Source organism: Antrihabitans spumae (genome assembly GCF_043944905.1).
In the GTDB taxonomy this organism is placed as follows: domain Bacteria; phylum Actinomycetota; class Actinomycetes; order Mycobacteriales; family Mycobacteriaceae; genus Antrihabitans; species Antrihabitans spumae.
This window is the reverse complement of the sequence record NZ_JBIMSN010000084.1, coordinates 40,420-57,459: the sequence shown is the minus strand read 5'-3', so window position 1 is coordinate 57,459 and position 17,040 is coordinate 40,420. Positions and strand designations below refer to the sequence as shown.

The 17,040-nt window shown below is 62.5% G+C and carries 12 protein-coding genes and 1 pseudogene; 7 read left to right on the top strand and 6 right to left on the bottom strand.

Annotated features, from left to right (window positions below):
* Nucleotides 1-108 precede the first annotated feature (108 nt).
* Nucleotides 109-876: an isoprenyl transferase gene (locus ACHIRB_RS19155; protein ID WP_199708453.1), complete on the bottom strand. Its 768-nt coding sequence runs from the start codon at nucleotides 874-876 to the stop codon at nucleotides 109-111.
* A 229-nt stretch (nucleotides 877-1,105) separates the two neighbouring features.
* Here ACHIRB_RS19155 and trhA point away from each other — a divergent pair, with 229 nt between their 5' ends.
* Both trhA and ACHIRB_RS19145 read left to right on the top strand, forming a co-directional pair.
* Nucleotides 1,106-1,774, top strand: coding sequence for a PAQR family membrane homeostasis protein TrhA (gene trhA, locus ACHIRB_RS19150; RefSeq protein WP_395114740.1), 669 nt, complete (start codon nucleotides 1,106-1,108; stop codon nucleotides 1,772-1,774).
* A gap of 104 nt (nucleotides 1,775-1,878) precedes the next feature.
* On the top strand, nucleotides 1,879-3,441 hold the full coding sequence (locus ACHIRB_RS19145) for an adenylate/guanylate cyclase domain-containing protein (protein WP_395125528.1): 1,563 nt from the start codon (nucleotides 1,879-1,881) through the stop codon (nucleotides 3,439-3,441).
* Here the strand turns inward: ACHIRB_RS19145 and ACHIRB_RS19140 are convergent.
* The 3 genes from ACHIRB_RS19140 to mca are packed head-to-tail and all read right to left on the bottom strand — an operon-like array spanning nucleotide 3,366 to nucleotide 6,533.
* Complete coding sequence (locus ACHIRB_RS19140) at nucleotides 3,366-5,369, bottom strand: thioredoxin domain-containing protein (protein ID WP_395125529.1); 2,004 nt, start codon at nucleotides 5,367-5,369, stop codon at nucleotides 3,366-3,368. The genes ACHIRB_RS19145 and ACHIRB_RS19140 overlap by 76 nt on opposite strands.
* Before the next feature lie 10 nt (nucleotides 5,370-5,379).
* Entirely contained in the window at nucleotides 5,380-5,628 is a 249-nt protein-coding gene (locus tag ACHIRB_RS19135) for a hypothetical protein (RefSeq protein WP_395125530.1), read from the bottom strand.
* On the bottom strand, nucleotides 5,625-6,533 hold the full coding sequence (mca, locus tag ACHIRB_RS19130; RefSeq protein ID WP_395114736.1) for a mycothiol conjugate amidase Mca: 909 nt from the start codon (nucleotides 6,531-6,533) through the stop codon (nucleotides 5,625-5,627). Before mca ends, ACHIRB_RS19135 begins: the two co-directional genes overlap by 4 nt.
* A 129-nt stretch (nucleotides 6,534-6,662) precedes the next feature.
* Between mca and ACHIRB_RS19125 the strand changes: the two genes are divergently transcribed.
* Nucleotides 6,663-7,094 (top strand): DUF4307 domain-containing protein, encoded by a 432-nt coding sequence (locus tag ACHIRB_RS19125; protein WP_395114735.1) that lies wholly within the window; start codon nucleotides 6,663-6,665, stop codon nucleotides 7,092-7,094.
* 283 nt (nucleotides 7,095-7,377) lie between these two features.
* Nucleotides 7,378-7,872: a transcription elongation factor GreA gene (gene greA, locus ACHIRB_RS19120; protein ID WP_199708414.1), complete on the top strand. Its 495-nt coding sequence runs from the start codon at nucleotides 7,378-7,380 to the stop codon at nucleotides 7,870-7,872.
* A gap of 53 nt (nucleotides 7,873-7,925) precedes the next feature.
* Here the strand turns inward: greA and ACHIRB_RS19115 are convergent, their stop codons facing one another.
* Together ACHIRB_RS19115 and ACHIRB_RS19110 are read right to left on the bottom strand one after the other, a co-directional pair.
* Nucleotides 7,926-8,777 (bottom strand): ERCC4 domain-containing protein, encoded by an 852-nt coding sequence (locus ACHIRB_RS19115; RefSeq protein ID WP_395114732.1) that lies wholly within the window; start codon nucleotides 8,775-8,777, stop codon nucleotides 7,926-7,928.
* A 9-nt stretch (nucleotides 8,778-8,786) separates the two neighbouring features.
* Entirely contained in the window at nucleotides 8,787-9,185 is a 399-nt protein-coding gene (locus tag ACHIRB_RS19110) for a helix-turn-helix transcriptional regulator (RefSeq protein ID WP_395125531.1), read from the bottom strand.
* Between the two features lie 65 nt (nucleotides 9,186-9,250).
* Here ACHIRB_RS19110 and ACHIRB_RS19105 point away from each other — a divergent pair.
* The 3 genes and pseudogenes from ACHIRB_RS19105 (at nucleotide 9,251) to ACHIRB_RS19095 (ending at nucleotide 17,038) form a co-directional block, all read left to right on the top strand.
* A pseudogene (locus ACHIRB_RS19105) lies at nucleotides 9,251-12,744 on the top strand (helicase-related protein).
* A gap of 131 nt (nucleotides 12,745-12,875) precedes the next feature.
* On the top strand, nucleotides 12,876-14,096 hold the full coding sequence (locus ACHIRB_RS19100; RefSeq protein ID WP_395125532.1) for a Fic family protein: 1,221 nt from the start codon (nucleotides 12,876-12,878) through the stop codon (nucleotides 14,094-14,096).
* A gap of 149 nt (nucleotides 14,097-14,245) precedes the next feature.
* A complete protein-coding gene (locus ACHIRB_RS19095; RefSeq protein ID WP_395125533.1) occupies nucleotides 14,246-17,038 on the top strand; it encodes a DUF1156 domain-containing protein in 2,793 nt (930 codons plus the stop codon).
* Nucleotides 17,039-17,040: the final 2 nt, after the last annotated feature.

Genomic DNA, 17,040 nt, shown 5'->3' with positions numbered 1-17,040 from the left:
GACAACGGCGTGCGCTCACATCAACACCAAAACCACCCACGGTAAGAGCACAAGAGCCTCCTTTCGGAGGGCCCACCCTCCGAAAGGACTCACGAGCGGCGTAGCCGCCTATGCGCCGAATCGGCGATGCCGGGCCGCGTAGTCACGAAGGGCGCGAAGGAAATCCACGCGCCGAAACTCCGGCCAGTAGGCCTCCGTGAACCAGATCTCGGAGTATGCGCTCTGCCACAACAGAAAGCCGGAGAGCCGCTGCTCACCCGAGGTGCGGATGACGAGGTCGGGGTCGGGTTGGCCCGAGGTGTAGAGATGCTCGCCGATGCCGTCGACGGTGATCGACTCGATCAACTCGTCGCCTTCACGGCCTTCGCCTTGCTTCTGCTTCACGAGCGCGCGCACGGCGTCGGCTATTTCCTGCCGTCCGCCGTACCCGATCGCGACGTTGACGTGGGTCCCCGTTCGACCCTTCGTCCGCAGGGCGGCTTCGCGTAGCCGGCGCGCGGAGTCCTCGGGCAGCAGATCGAGTGTGCCGACGATTCGTACGCTGGAGTTGTTGCCCGACCCGGAAATCTCCTCGACGACGTCAGTGATGATTTCGATCAGCGATTCGAGTTCGTCCTGGTCGCGACGCAGATTTTCGGTCGAGAGCAGATAGATCGTCGCCATTTCGATGCCTGCGGCATCACACCAGCTGATCAACTCCGCGATCTTGAGCGCACCCATGCGATACCCGTGGCTGACGTCGGTGAACCCGTTCGCACGGGCCCAGCGCCGATTGCCGTCGCACAGCACAGCGACATGCCTCGGGTGTTGTTTGTCGGCGAGCTGCCGCAGCAGTCGGTTTTCGTAGACGCGATAGACCAGCCCACGAGCCCTCACTGCGGCATCACGCTCAGCTGCGGCGCGAGGCCAGTGGAGATGCACACGGGAGTAAAGCGTACGCCCGGCGAGTCGGGCGGCGACGGCACCCGCGTCGGGAGTTGGAGAGTTGAGATACGGTTCGGATACGGCTATGTGGTTGATCACCGACCGGCTTGCGATGCTGTCGGAGGACGTACAGTCGGTTGTAACTTACGACACCGTAGGTTACCGACCAGTAAAGGGATTCATGACCGCCTTCGGCCTCGACGAACTACCCGTCAAGCCCCGCATGCGTGGCTGGATTCACCTGTGGGCATTCGGCGTTTCCGTGTTCACGGGCATCGTCCTCGTCGCTCTGTCAGCATCGCTGGTTTCCAGCAAGGCCGCATGGGCAACCGCGATCTACAGCATCACCGTCTGCGGGATTTTCGGCGTCAGTGCGACCTACCACCGCATTCACTGGGACACCATCGCCGGACGCATGTGGATGAAGCGTGCCGACCACTCGATGATCTTCATCTTCATCGCGGGCAGTTACACCCCCTTCGCACTACTCGGTCTACCGACCTCGACCGGTCGCGTCGTGCTCATCGTCGTTTGGGCTGGAGCGCTTGCCGGCGTCGCATTGAAGATGCTGTGGCCGACTGCCCCGAAATGGGTTGGCGTACCGCTGTATCTGCTGCTCGGCTGGGCGATCGTCCCGGTCGTCGGCGAATTGACGCGCCACGTCGGCGTCGCTGCGATGGTGCTGCTGCTCATCGGCGGCCTCTTCTACAGTGCGGGCGCAATTCTCTACGCGACCAAGTGGCCCAACCCGTGGCCGACGACGTTCGGCCATCACGAGTTCTTTCACGCAGCCACGGTCATCGCAGCGCTGTGCCACTACATCGCTGTCTGGCTCGTCGTATTCAACTGACCTTCGGTCGACCGACCCCAACCGATAGTTCCGCCTGATCCTGGCTCCGTTTCGCGGTATCGTCGCATCTTCGACCGACTACGACGTGAGATGAGCGCCGCGCGATGACGGCAACCAAGATACAATCGTGGGCATTGCGCTCACGGACCGGTTTCGCCGTCGTTGCGACGTTGAGTGGCGTTGCCGGTTTGATCGTCGTCCTCGTCCAACTGTGGATCACGGGCGTCTTCACCCGCCTCGGCGATGCCGCGACCACCATCGTCGTCGTCACCACCGCGTACGCCCTCTTCGCGTCGGTCGTCGGTGGCTACGTGTCGATGATCGCGCAGCGCAACACCCTCGACTGGATACCCGAAGACCGGGCGCCGACCGACGCCGAGGCGAAGCGTGTACTTCGGATGCCGCTCGACATGGCGCTGCTCGCCGGCTCGCTTTGGCTGCCAGGCATCGTGCTCGAAGCCGGCATGTTCGGCATGGTCGCGCCCGCGCGCGATCTCGTCATCGCCGTCGCACTCGTGACCATGGGTGGACTGACGTCGGCAGGCTTCACCTATCTGCTGACCGATCGCCTGCTGCGGCCTGCGATCCCGCGCGTCGCACAGGTCCGTTCGGTCGGGCATCCGAGTTCGACGGCCCTCGTACGGGTCCTGATCACGTGGGCTCTTGCGAGCGGGCTCCCACTCGCCAACGTGATCCTGGTCCTCGCCGACACCGGCTCACCCCAGCACGACCGCATCCGCGGCTCGCTGTACATCGCGATCGTCGGACTACTGACCGGCTACGCGGCCACCGCGTTTCTCGCCCGCAGTATTGCGCTTCCGCTCTACGACCTACGCCGCGCGCTCGGTCGAATCGAGCAGGGGGACCTCGATGTCGAAGTGCCCGTTCAGGCAACGAGCGAGATCGGTCTGCTGGAAACCTCCGTCAACGACATGACGCACAGCCTTCGCGAACGTGAGCGCCTGCGCGACCTGTTCGGTCGCCACGTCGGCACCAACGTCGCCCAGCGCGCGCTCGAGCGCGGCATGGACCTCACCGGCGATATGCGCGAGGTGTCGGCGTTGTTCGTCGACGTGGTCGGATCGACGCGCCTCGCCCACGTGCTGGAGCCGAGAGAGTTCGTCGACAAATTGAATCGGCTCCTCAGCACGGTCGTGGACGCGACCACGATGTACGGCGGTCTGGTCAACAAGTTCGAAGGTGATGCGGCACTGTGTATCTTCGGTGCGCCGATCGAATTGGACGACGACGCGACAGCCGCCCTGCGCGCCGCTCGCCGGATCCGCGACGAAGTCCTCGCGGCAGGCGAATTCGACATCGGTGTCGGTGTCGCGCGTGGCCTCGTTTTCGCCGGTGACGTCGGTTCGGCAACGCGTCTCGAGTACACCGTGATCGGCGACGCGGTGAACGAGGCAGCACGGCTCACAGAGGCGGCAAAGAATGTGCCCCAACGGATTCTGGTGAGTCAGCCGGTTGTGGAAGCGTGCTCGTCACACGAACGCGAGCTGTGGACCTCGCACGGCGTTCTGAAACTGCGTGGCCGCGAGGACGAGACGAAGAGCTGGACCGACAATCGCGGTGGCGGCGCAAGTCAGCGCATCAACAAATCGCGGAGTTCGGTGACCGTCGACACCGGCCTGTCGCATACGAACCCGCGGCAGACATAGGCTGCGGGCTGCCCGTCGACGAGCGGTCGGTCGGCCAGCAGCGGTAGCGAATCCTGTTGTCCGACAACGATTACTGCGCCACCGGGTGCGAGCGTGCGGGTAACGCCGACAAGGTCGCTGGTGCCGGTGGGGTCGACTATCGCAATCTGCATCGGCCCTCGCAATGACGCCTCCGCGACCGTCAGCCAGTGGCCTGCCGACCGAGGAGCACGAGCGAGCACAACCGTTGCCGCGCGCAAGGTTTCGGCAGCCAGCTCGCCGTAGCGCACCGACCGCTCCGGATCCGACAGCGCCGCAGCGGTCAGCAGTGCCTCGGCCGTACTCGAAGCGCCGGACGGAGTTGCACCGTCGATCGGGTCACGCGGTCGGGTGACGAGGACCTCGGCATCGTCGGCGGTGTCGAACCAACCGCCCGCCGAGTCGGACACAGCGAAATGTGCGATGGCGACGTCGAGGAGCTGTTGTGCGTGCTCGAGCCATTCGAGTTCGCCCGTCGCCTGATGCAACGCGAGCAGACCGGTGACCAACCATGCGTGATCCTCTAGCACGCCTGCCGCTTCGCCGACTGCCCCGCCGAGCGACGCCCTCCTGAGCCTGCCGTCGACAACGTGACGATCGAGAAGGTTACGCGCACAGCGCGCGGCGGCGTCGACCCAATCCGGGCGCTCGAGCCAAGCGCCGACCTCGGCAAGCGCGACGATCGCCATTCCGTTCCACGCGGTGACGACCTTGTCGTCGCGACCGGGTTGGGGACGCTCGGCGCGCACCGACCGCAGCAGACCGCGGACCCGCTCGAAACGAGCGTCGTCGTCCGGATCGTCGTGCAGTTGCAGAACCGAGGCACCCTCCTCGAAGGTGCCTGCGGGCGTGACGCCGAACAGGGCGGTCGCCCACGGACCGTCGTCGGGACCGAGCACGTCGACGAGTTGTTCGGGGGTCCACACGTAGGTCGATCCCTCGACGCCCTCGGTGTCCGCGTCCAGCGCGGAGGCGAAACACCCTTCGGCAGTAAGCAGGTCGGTCAACAGGAACTGTGCCGTCTCGTGCGCGACCTTCGAGGCCAGTGCCGAGCCTGAACGCCTGGCGAGGTGGCCGTAGGCGCGCAGCAGCATGGCGTTGTCGTACAGCATCTTCTCGAAGTGCGGAATCACCCACTGCGGATCCACCGAGTACCGGGCGAAACCGCCGTTCAACTGGTCGTAGATCCCGCCGCGAGCCATTGCCTGAGCGGTTCGGTCGACGGCGTCGAGTATGTCGGTGTCGCCGGTGCGCTCGTAGGCGCGTAGCAGTCCCTCGAGCAATGCGGACGGCGGAAACTTGGGAGCACCGCCGAACCCGCCGTACGTCCGGTCTTCCTCACGCAACACTGCGGAGACCGCATGATCGAGCAAAGGTATGTCGATGTCGATGTCGACGGACGGCAGGCCCGAGCTGCCGCCTCGCAATTCGGCGACGACGGCGGCAGAGGCTTCCATGACTTCGTCACGCCGGTTCTTCCACGTGTCGGAGATCGCCTCGAGGACCTGACCGAACGAGGGCATTCCACCCCGCGCAACTTTGGGGTAGTACGTGCCGCAGTAGAACGGTTCGGCGTCCGGTGTCAGGAAGCAGGTCATGGGCCAGCCACCCTGTCCGGTCATGGCAACCGTTGCGTTCATGTAGACCGCATCGAGGTCGGGGCGCTCTTCGCGATCGACCTTGATGCAGACGAACTTCTCGTTCATCGAAGCAGCGGTCGCGTCGTCCTCGAACGACTCGTGCGCCATGACGTGACACCAGTGGCATGCCGAATATCCGATCGACAGCAGTATCGGCACGTCCCGCTCACGGGCCGCGGCCAACGCCTCCGCATCCCACTGGTGCCAGTGCACAGGGTTGTCCGCATGCTGGCGGAGGTACGGCGACGTCGCGGAACCGAGGCGATTCATCAGGTGCTGGTCATTCGGATCTGGACGCGGTCGCGCCGGGATCCGTTCCGTCGTCGGCAGCTTGATCGGGCTCGGGGTGGGCGGGCTCGAACGTTGCGGGCAGTCGCTTGATCTTGCGGTTCATCGAACGAATCAGCAGCACCGTACCGATCAGCAGCAGGATGAGGATGACAAGCCCGACCGGTGATGCCTTGCCGAACTCGGGTCCGGTCGGAGTGTTCGGCTCTGCCAGTAACAGGTCGTACGCGATCAAATTCACTTCGTCGTTTCCCTCGCGTCGCGAACACCGGCCATGGCGTCGTCGGTGATACCCGCGAACAGGTCTGTCTCCGGGATCGACGTCTTGACCCGCGTCTTTGCGAGTTCGTACTCCTCGGTCGGCCAAATTCGCCGCTGCAGTTCCAGCGGAATCGCGAAGAAGACGCCGTTCGGATCGATCTGCGTCGCGTGCGCCCGAAGCGCCTCGTCTCGGTTCGCGAAGTACTTTCCGCACTGGATCTGTGTGGTCACGCGAGCCATGATGTCGCCGTGCTCGGGCCGCCAGCGATCGATCCAATCCTGCAGCGGGAACGCCTCGCCACGCTGGTCGTATTCCTCCTTGAACAGTTCGAGCCGGCGCCGAATGAAACCGTGGGTGTAGTAGAGCTTCGACACCGTCCACGGCTCGCCTGCGTCGGGGAACCGATCGGCTTTGCCTGCGGCCTCGTATGCCGCCATCGACACCTGGTGGCAGCGAATGTGGTCGGGATGCGGGTAGCCGCCGTTTTCGTCGTAGGTGATCATCACGTGCGGGCGGAACTCGCGAACGACCTTCACCAGGGCTTCGGTCGACTCCTCCAGCGGTACGAGCGCGAAGGACCCTTCCGGCAGCGGTGGCAACGGATCGCCCTCGGGAAGGCCGGAGTCGATGAAGCCGAGCCAGGTCTGTTGTACGCCGAGCGCGCGAGCGGCCTGGGCCATCTCTTCGCGGCGGATCTCGTTCATCCGCTCCACGACGCCGGGAATGTCCATCGCCGGGTTGAGCACGTCGCCGCGCTCGCCGCCGGTCAGTGTCACGACAAGCACCTCGTGACCCTCGTCGGCATAGCGGGCCATCGTCGCGGCACCCTTGCTCGACTCGTCGTCCGGGTGGGCGTGCACTGCCATGAGCCGAAGTCCGCTCACTCCTCGATTCACCTCTCGCCTGATAGCTCGCTCGCGCCGGGCCGTCGCACGCTTGTGCATGCGTCGGGGACCGTCTCGAGCACGGCCGCGACCGCGGCACGCCTGATCTCTAACCTATAGTTCCACCCGATGGTCAAGTCTTCAGCCATACCCCCTCGCCCAGCCGACCGCTACGGCTCGTCTCGTCGTAGTCCGCGGTGGATCGCGCTTGCGCTCGGTGCCCTCGTCGTCCTGCTCGGCATCGGTGTGGCCTACCTCGGATACGAGCGTTTCGGACCGAAAGAGCTGGAGAGCGAGCAGGTTTCCTACAGCACCGTCGACGACCGATCGATGACGATCCGTTTCACCGTGACACGTCAGGACCCATCACGACCGGCGGTGTGCATCATCCGCGCTCGCTCGAAGGACGGCACGGAGACGGGTCGGCGCGAAGTGTTCGTCGGGCCGTCCGCCAGCGGAACCGTCGAGGTCAACTCCACGGTCGAGACGTCCCAGCGACCCGCGGTCGGCGACATCTACGGCTGCAGCTTCGACGTGCCGAGCTATCTGAAAGCAGACTGACCGAGAACGGATAGTGACCAGTCCGCGACCTCGGCTTTAACGGCGCTATCTGTGTCCGTGGTAACATTGGCCGATACACGGTTCCGGGGTTCGGAGCCGTGTTTGCTGCATTGACGGCACGGCGCATTGGTGGCACTGCGAATCGCCCCGGTTCCCGGGACAGGGCCTGTCGGGGGTTGACGAGGATTCCTAGAGTCACCTTCCGTTGTGGGTAAACGACGAACAGCTGCACCGAACACACCGGATCCCGAACGTGGGGACCACCAGAAGAGGAGTAATCGAGATGACCGAGACCCAGGTGACCTGGCTGACCCAGGAATCTCACGACCGGCTCAAGACCGAACTCGATCAGCTCATTGCGAATCGTCCGATCATTGCTGCCGAGATCAACGAGCGGCGCGAAGAGGGCGACCTCAAGGAGAACGGCGGCTACCACGCTGCACGCGAGGAGCAGGGTCAGCAGGAAGCGCGCATCCGTCAGCTGCAGGAGCTGCTCAACAACGCCAAGGTCGGCGAAGCACCCACGCAGTCCGGCGTCGCGTTGCCGGGTTCGGTCGTCAAGGTGTACTACGACGGTGACGAGTCCGACACCGAGACCTTCCTGATCGCGACGCGCGAAGAAGGCGTCCGCGAATCGAAGCTCGAGGTTTACTCCCCCAACTCACCGCTTGGCGGTGCGTTGATCGACGCCAAGGTCGGCGACACCCGGCAGTACAACCTGCCGAACGGTGGCTCGATGAAGGTCACCCTCGTCAGCGCGGAGCCGTACCACAGCTGATTTATCGAGTGCGGATGCGCGGCCAAGTCTTCGTGACTCGGCCGCGTTTTTCGTCACTGCCCGTCGAGGGGCAGACCTGGGGCAAAGGTCGCTTCGATGCCGTCCGTACTTGCCGTCATAGCCAACTCGGCAAGGCACGCACCGAGCCACCGATAGGTCCATTCCTGCGCGAGGGCTCGCGATTCACAGAACACGATCGGCACAGACGGAAAACGGGCTTGCGCTTCAGCCAGCGATTCCGGTGCCTGCGCGCCATTCGCGAACGGTAGCTTGAAAAGATCGCTGTACTTGTTTTCCACGACCACCGCCGCCCGCGGCAGCGCTGCAAGTTCCGCAAGCGCGTAGGTCATTTTGCCTTTGATCAGGCTGGACGCAAGATCATCGACACTCTTTCGTTCGACAGCAGCGACAACGGCGCCGTCAAGTTCGACAGCGTAATCACCTGCTGGCAGCGCCATTTTGACCGTCGTCGCCTGCTGGTGCGTGAATTTGTATGCATACTTCTCGCGGGTGTCGACGAGAATCTCGAGCACCTGCCCGTGCGCGCGGGCGGTCGGTATCGACACGGCAGGTCTGGATTGTTTGGCAGTCCGAGGCGATTGCCAAAAGATCATTTCTCGGCCGCGCGCCTGCGTGATGACGATTTGCGACCGGTTTTCCCTCGCTCGCGTCAACACAAGATCGATGGCAGGCCCACGTCGTGTGCAGGTCCGGACTTCCAGCCTCTCGACGATCTCGGCGTCTGCTGGCCATTCTGCTGCGCGGTGGCAGTAGATCTTCGTGGCGCGTGGCCATGGTTCGCGAGCTTTGAGCACGATTCCCCGTGGCCCGAGCGGCACTCGCACCAAGTACGGCAGTGACGAATCCGGATCGGGATTTCGCGCAATCAGCAGATCGTCAGGCACTTCCGTAGCTTACGAGCCGATTTCGCGCTCGGTCGATTGCAACCGCCGAGAATCGACCTGACGAAGGGCGGATGTAAGGTCGACTTCAATCATCGCGAACGCGGTATTTCCTCTGTGCTCCGCAGATCGCGCAGACGGCACTCGGCCCGTGTCGGGCAACAAAAGCTCAGGTGCAACATTGAGTGCGCGAGCCAGTTCGTAAACGGTGGACAGGTGCGGGTCCGCAGAAGAATCTCGCTCCCGGCTCGTATTGCGTTCCAGATTGGAAATCTGGTTGCGATGCATGCCACTCAACTCGGCCAGCTTCTCCTGAGAAATCTTGCGATGCGCCCGAATCCATTTGAGTCTCTCGGCGAAGGAGTAGCCGTAGGTCGCCCATTCGAGCGAACCTTCCTCCTTTCGCGGCATTGCTCAAACGTGTCCGATGCACAACGTATTGTCTGCCCAACATGTTGTGAGACGGGAGAAATGGCGTGTCACCTGATCGAGAATCATCCAGCGCAGTTCGAATCGCTGACCTGACCGACGGGGTTGTACTGCTTGGTGTACGCCCCGGCCCCGTCACCGTTCTCACCACAATCCCGCACGGTCCGGAGGCAGTGACGCTCGTCTTCCGGGATGCTGCTGGCACAACGGGTGACCAACTGCTCTACGCGACCGACTTGGCGCAGTTGACGATCGAGCCGCTCGGTAGCCGATGGCTTTTCGACGCCGACGGCGACGAGTTTCGTCTCGCCGCGGAGGCTCTGCGGATTCGAATGGCAGGCCTCCACGATCCCATGCTCGCGGTATCTTCCAGCGACGTCGAACCTCTTCCCCACCAGATCCGGGCGGTTTACGCAGAACTGTTGCCGCGCACGCCTTTACGATTCTTGTTGGCTGACGATCCCGGCGCGGGCAAAACGATCATGGCTGGGCTCTATGCAAAGGAGCTGATTCTGCGGGGCGACCTCACGCGGATGCTCATCATCGCGCCCGGTGGTTTGGTCGACCAGTGGCAAGAGGAACTCAGCGCAAAATTCGGAATCACAACGCAACTTCTGTCACGCGAGATGGCGGCATCGAACCGCGATGGCAATCCCTTCTCCGATCATCCGATGCTTGTGGCAAGGATGGATCAGCTCGCTCGCGACGACGAACTCCGTATGCATCTCTCGCACAGCGAGTGGGATTTGATCGTTGTGGACGAAGCACACCGCATGTCGGCGAGTTGGTGGGGCGGAGAGCTTCGAACGACCAAGCGTTACGAGCTCGGCAAGGAACTCGGCGACATCACTCGCCACCTGTTGCTGATGACGGCCACGCCTCATGCCGGTAGCGAGGAAAACTACCAAGCCTTTCTGGCCCTGCTAGATCCGGATCGATTCGAGGGCCGGTTCCGGGAAGGCGCACACACGACTGATACGACCGGCCTCATGCGACGAATGATCAAGGAGGAACTGCTGACTTTCGAGGGAAAACCGCTGTTTCCCGAACGTATCGCGGAGACCGTTCCTTACGAACTCTCAGGTGCCGAACGGGACCTTTATGAGTCGGTCACGCAGTACGTCCGTGTGGAAATGAACCGCGCGGACTCGTTGCCCGACAGTCCACGGACTCGCACGGTCGGGTTCGCGTTGACAGTTCTGCAGCGGCGACTCGCATCGAGCACCCACGCGATCCTTCGCTCGCTCGAACGCAGACGAGCAAGACTCGAATCGAAACGCCTCGAAATGCTGCATCCCGCAACAGCTTTGCAAGTTGCAGATGTGCCTTCGGAGCGGCAGTGGGCCAGACTCGACGATCCGGACGAGATCGACGCCGAAGAGGTGGAACAACTCGAGGAAGACGTTGTCGACGCCGCGACTGCAGCTAGGACCGCGGCCGAACTCGAAGTGGAAATCCGAATACTCTCGGACCTGGTGACGCTCGCCACTCGAGTCCGCGACGCCGGCGAAGATCGTAAATGGGCAGAATTGCGGTCGCTCCTTCTCGACAAACGACTCTTGGTCGACGACAACGGCGATCCACGCAAACTGATCGTGTTCACGGAGCATCGAGACACGCTCAACTACTTACATGAGCAAATCTGTAATGTGCTGGGACGCAACGATGCAGTGCTCACGATCCACGGCGGCACGCGCCGAGAAGACCGACGTAGGGCTCGCGAAGAGTTCACCCATAATCCTGATCGACGCGTCTTGCTCGCAACCGACGCGGCGGGCGAGGGACTGAACCTTCAAGCCGCGCATTTGATGATCAACTACGACTTGCCCTGGAATCCCAACCGACTCGAACAACGCTTCGGCCGAATTCATCGCATCGGCCAGCAGAAAACGTGTCGGCTGTGGAATCTCGTGGCGAACAACACTCGCGAGGGGCAGGTCTTCACACGACTTCTCGAGAAAATGGAGCAGCAGCGCCGCGCCTACGGCGGGCGATTGTTCGATGTACTCGGTGATGCTTTCGGCGACAGACCGCTCCGCGACCTGCTGATCGAGGCGATCCGATACGGCGACGATCCTGCCAAGCGGGCAGAACTGGATCGAGTCGTCGACGCTGAGGTTGCAGCCGGTTTGACGGAACTTCTTGCTGAGCGTGCGCTTTCGCAGGAGGCGCTGTCTCCGCACGAGCTCGAACGATTGCGGAAGCAGATGGACGAGGCGAGAGCAAGGCGCCTGCAACCGCACTACGTCGAGTTGTTCTTCAAGGAGGCATTTTCTCGATTGGGCGGCCGCATGTCGGCTCGCGAACAGGACCGATTTGAGATCAACAACGTCCCAGCGGCTTTACGTACAAGGCAAACTCTCGGCGCTTGGCGACCGCTGGCAACGCGATACGACCGAGTCACGTTCGAACCAACTCGAATCGAAGGTCGACAACGCGCGGATTTGCTGGCACCCGGCCACCCGCTGATGGATGTGGTCCTCGACCTCACTATCGAGCAGCATCGCTCCGCGCTGGAGCGCGGGTCGGTTCTGGTGGACCGCTCTGATTCGAGCGGCGAGCCGAGGCTTGTGGTCGCGCTGGTTACAGAGATCATCGATGGCACCGGCAACGTCGTCAGCAAACGCTTCTCGTTTGTGACTCTGACCCCGGATGGCAAGGCTGCGGCGTCGGGACCCGCGCCGTACCTCGACGCCGAACCGTTGGTCGGCCACACCGCGATTGTCGAGACTGCGCTTGCTGCTCCGTGGCTCGCCGCAGGGGTCGAACAATTGGCCACATCGTGGGCCATCACGCAGGATCAGCCGCAGCACCTGAGCGAGGTCCGGGATCGGATACTCCCCTTGATCGACAAAACACGATCGGCGGTTCGAAGTCGGCTTACCCAGCAGGCGAACTACCTGGAAAGCGAAGCCGCGCGGCTCCGCGACGAGCAAGGTACCGGTCGACGTGGCCGCCCGGCGAGAGCTCGCGTCTCTCCCGAACGCCTAATCGCCCGTGCAGGGAACTCGAAGCGCGACTCGAGATTCGGCTACCTCGCCTCGACGCGGAGGCTCAACTGGCTGCGCGTCCCCCGCGCGTAATAGGGGCGGCGTTGATTCTCCCGGCTGGCCTATTCGAGCCGTCGGTCGGTGTGCCGACGCACGCGAAGGAGACCGAGGTCGTCGAAAGGCGAGCTGTCGACGCGATCCTTGCCGCCGAACGCACACTTGGCCGCGCGCCCGAGGAAATGCCGCACAACAACAAGGGATTCGATATTCGGTCGTCGGATGCCGAGGGCCGAACAATTTTCATCGAGGTCAAGGGACGCATCGCGGGCGCCGATGACTTCTTCGTCACCTACAACGAGGTGCTGTTCGGCAAGAACGCCGCCGGTAACCATCGGCTTGCCCTCGTCTCGGTGCATCCGGACGGTGCCGAATATGACACTTTCCGCTACGTATTGAATGCCTTCCGTGACATCGAACTCGGCAGCTTCGCGGCAACTGGAGTTCGTGCGGACTGGCACAAAACCTGGTCGACCGGCGCGGGGGCGGTATAAGCCCGAACCTTCGACGCTGCGGATCCGTTTGTGGCGCGTGCCGTGGCAAATCCGGACTACCACTCCCCATAGACCGAATTGTGCACTTAACTCGGAATAACGATAGAGTTATTCCGAGTTGGGAGGTACCGATGACAGAAGAAGCCGCACTCGGGGACAACGCCGACTGGCCCGCCCACACCCGAGAGCTGCGGCCATGGCGCTCGCGGGGCGGCGGAGCGCGCGAGGATCGCACTCTTGCACAGGTTGAAGTCTCGATGCCGCCGAAGATCGCCACACTGACTGCGAGACTGTCCGGCCCACTTGCGGCGCGAATGGAAGACGCGCTGCGTGAGGTTGCCATGCTCGACGCCGAGCACGGAACGCAACTCGATGCTCTCGGTGCGCTTTTGATCCGGACAGAGTCGGTGGCGTCCTCGAAGATCGAGCAAATCGATGCGTCGATTGACGATTACGCACGTGCAATGCACGGCGTGAAGGCGAACCCCGCGGCCATCTCGATGGTCGCGGCAACCGAGGCGTTGCGAACCATCGTGACGTCGGTCCAACCCGGCGACACGATCCGCCTGTCGTCGATTATGGACGCGCACGAACGTCTTATGGCGAACGACGACGCGCTCGCTGATCGGCAATACGCCGGCCGCATCCGCGATATGCAGAACTGGATCGGCGGCAGCGACCACTCCCCACGAAACGCGATGTATGTGCCGCCGCCACCAGACACGGTCGACGAATACCTCTCCGACCTCCTCTCGTATATGAACCGCGACGACGTCCCCGTCCTCACTCAGTCCGCAATTGCGCACGCGCAGTTCGAATCCATCCACCCGTTCACCGACGGCAACGGCCGTATCGGACGCGTTCTCATCAACACGATTCTCCGCAGACGAGGTGCCACGACACGCGTCGTCGTGCCGTTGGCGTCAGCCCTCGTCGCCCACCGGGACCGCTACTTCGATCTGCTCGACGACTATCGGGACGGATCGGTGACACCACTACAGGAATCATTCGTCGCCGCGACCCGAATCGCGGCAATGGAATCACGAACGACTGCCCGCAGACTCGTCGAAATACCCAGCGAATGGCGGCGGCAAGTAGGCAAAATTCGATCCGGGAGCGCGACAGCGATGCTGCTCGATATCTTGCCTACCCGTCCAGTGCTGTCCGGAGAGGAGGCTTGCGACGCCGTTTCCGCGTCGGAAAGCAGCGTCTACAGTGCGATCGAACGCCTGCACGTTGCGGGCGTCCTCAAACCGCTGACGGCCCGCAAACGCAACCAAGTGTGGAGCGCTGCTGCGATTCTCGACGAACTCGACGACTTAGGTAAACGCATCGCTGCTGCGGCGCGTTGACGTCACACCACCTGCTCCGGATCGGCGGGCGATAGCCGCTCAAAATCGTCAGCCGTGCCGATCCTGGCGTAATCACTGACGTAGTGTGCACAACACGTTGTGAAATTCAGCACGCGCCTGTCGAACACCGAGAACGGATTTTCAACTCCATGCCAACTCCTGCACAACATGTTGTACCTCGCCGGAAGTTGATCGAGGTCGCACTGCCGCTGGAGAAGATCAACGCGGAGTCCGCCCGGGAGAAGTCCATTCGGCACGGACACCCATCAACGCTGCATCTGTGGTGGGCCCGACGACCCCTTGCCGCCGCTCGCGCGGTGTTGTTCTCACAACTAGTTGACGACCCATCTTCGTTTCCCGACAGGTTTCCGACAGACGAGGCAGTGGTCGCAGAACGAAAGAGGCTGCACAATCTCATCGAACGGCTCGTAGTCTGGGAAAACTCGAACGACCACCAGTTGCTCCGCGAAGCGCACGACGAGATTTTGAAGTCCACAGACGGCAATCCGCCGCCGATCCTCGATCCATTTGCGGGCGGCGGATCGATTCCGCTCGAAGCGCAGCGGCTGGGGCTGGAAGCACACGCATCAGATCTGAATCCTGTTGCGGTACTCATCAATAAGGCACTGATCGAGATCCCGCCGAAGTTCGCGGGTCGTCCACCAGTCTTCCCGGGGGCCGCAGAGTCGCAGATCAACAGTTGGCCACGCGCAACCGGCCTCGCGGAGGATGTGCGCCGTTACGGACAGTGGATGCGTGACGAAGCCGAGAAGCGCATCGGGCATCTGTATCCAAAAGCGAAGCTGCCGGACGGATCCGAAGCGACCGTCATTGCGTGGATATGGGCACGAACCGTGACGTGTCCAAACCCTGCCTGTGGGATCGCGATGCCGCTTGTGCGGTCGTGGTGGCTCGGGAAGAAGCCGGGCAAAGAGGCGTACGTGATTCCAAAGGTCGTTGACGGACGGGTCGAGTTCACGATCGGACATGGGCTGGCGGGAGCGCCAGCAGTGGAGAACGACGGAACGGTCGGACGAAACGGGGCGGTCTGCATCGGCTGCGGGTCGGCGGTGGAGTTGAAGTACATCCGTCTGGAAGGTCAAGCGGGTCGTATCGGCGCACGGTTGATGGCGATCGTGGCGGAAGGCAAACGAGGTCGCCACTATCTAGATCCGGACGCCGCACATGAGCACGCGGCCAAAATCGGGCGACCACACAATGCGCCGGACGGTGAGATCCCGCCGCAGGCACCGAGTTTCCGAGTCCAAGCGTACGGGTTTCAACGTTATACAGACCTCTTCACCCCGCGCCAGCTCACCGCACTCACGACCTTCAGCGATCTCGTGGCCGAGGCCCGGAAGAAGGCGCTGGCGGACGCCCGTGAAGCAGGATTGCCGGAAGGCGAGCGCCTCGAAGCGTGCGGTAACGGCGCCGCGGCCTACGCGGATGCGGTAGCGACATACCTTGGTTTTGCCATCAGCCGAATGACAAACAAAGCATCAACAGTTTGCTCTTGGGATTCCAGCCCGAAGATGGAGGCAGTTCGAAGCGTCTTTGCCCGACAAGCGCTTCCCATGAGCTGGGATTTCGCAGAATCAAGCCCGTGGGGCGGATCTGGCGGGGACTATGTCGAGGACCTCTTGTGGGTTGGCCGGGTTCTTGATCGCACCATAGCCATCGGGGCTGCGAAAAGTGAGCAGCGCGATGCCGTGGCCGCAGTCGGCGTCGGCTACCTCATTTCCACCGACCCTCCGTACTACGACAACATCGGCTACTCGGACCTTTCCGATTTTTTCTACGTCTGGCTGCGGCGCTCACTACAACCGATTCACCCCGATCTGCTGAGCACAATGCTTGTTCCGAAGTCCGAAGAGCTCGTCGCAAACCCCTATCGGCACGGCGGCAAGGACGGCGCCCACAAGTTCTTCGAGGATGGGTTCCGGGAAGTCTTTCGCCGCGCGAGGGAATCAGCTATCCCCGACTCCCCGATCACGGTCTACTACGCGTTCAAACAGCAAGACAGCAGCGCGGATGGTGCCGCCTCGACTGGATGGGAAACGCTGTTAGAAGGCATGATCCGATCTGGCTGGGCAATCACCGCAACCTGGCCGATGCGTAGTGAGCTCAGTAATCGCATGCTTTCGCAGGGCACCAACGCGCTCGCGTCGTCGATCGTCCTTGCCCTCCGTCCCCGGCCTGACGACGCCGCTACGACCGACCGCCGTGGGTTTATCAACGCCTTGAAAGATGAACTCCCCCAAGCACTCCGAGAGCTGCAGCAAGGCGCTATCGCACCTGTCGACCTGCCGCAAGCGGCAATCGGCCCCGGCATGGCTGTGTTCTCCCGCTATTCGGGCGTCCTCGCTGACGACGGAACCAAAATGACCGTGCGTGCCGCTCTAGCACGGATCAACGAGATTCTCGACGAAGTCCTGTCCGAACAAGAAGGCGACTTCGACGTCGACACACGCTTCGCGATCGCGTGGTTCCGCCAGCACGGCTTCGATTCCGGAAAGTTTGGCGACGCAGACAACCTGGCGCGCGCTCGCAATGCTTCGCTCGACCACCTAGAACGATCCGGCATCCTTACCAAACCTGCAGGCAATGTGACGTTGCTGTCACCCGAAGCAATCGGCGCGAAGTACGCCGACAACGACTACGACCCAGCAACCGACAATCTGATCAGCACATGGGAAGTCGTTATACACCTCACCCGGGTACTCACATCTAAAGGCGTTCCTGCTGCAGCACAGCTGCTTTCACGTGTTCCAGCGTCGATCGACCGCGACCTTTGTAAGGAACTCGCGTTCCTGATGTTCGCCATCGCAGAAGACACCAAACGCACCAAAATCGCCGTCGATTTCAACGCTCTGGGAACTGCTTGGAACGACATAGTCGCAGAATCACGCACCGCAACAACGCAACTCACGCTCGATACGTAGGG

Coding starts and splice junctions, on each gene's coding strand:
- trhA (WP_395114740.1), top strand. CDS start 1,106: ATGACCGCCTTCGGCCTCGACGAACTACCCGTCAAGCCCCGCATGCGT.
- ACHIRB_RS19145 (WP_395125528.1), top strand. CDS start 1,879: ATGACGGCAACCAAGATACAATCGTGGGCATTGCGCTCACGGACCGGT.
- ACHIRB_RS19140 (WP_395125529.1), bottom strand. CDS start 5,369: ATGAATCGCCTCGGTTCCGCGACGTCGCCGTACCTCCGCCAGCATGCG.
- ACHIRB_RS19125 (WP_395114735.1), top strand. CDS start 6,663: ATGGTCAAGTCTTCAGCCATACCCCCTCGCCCAGCCGACCGCTACGGC.
- greA (WP_199708414.1), top strand. CDS start 7,378: ATGACCGAGACCCAGGTGACCTGGCTGACCCAGGAATCTCACGACCGG.
- ACHIRB_RS19110 (WP_395125531.1), bottom strand. CDS start 9,185: ATGCCGCGAAAGGAGGAAGGTTCGCTCGAATGGGCGACCTACGGCTAC.
- ACHIRB_RS19100 (WP_395125532.1), top strand. CDS start 12,876: ATGACAGAAGAAGCCGCACTCGGGGACAACGCCGACTGGCCCGCCCAC.
- ACHIRB_RS19095 (WP_395125533.1), top strand. CDS start 14,246: ATGCCAACTCCTGCACAACATGTTGTACCTCGCCGGAAGTTGATCGAG.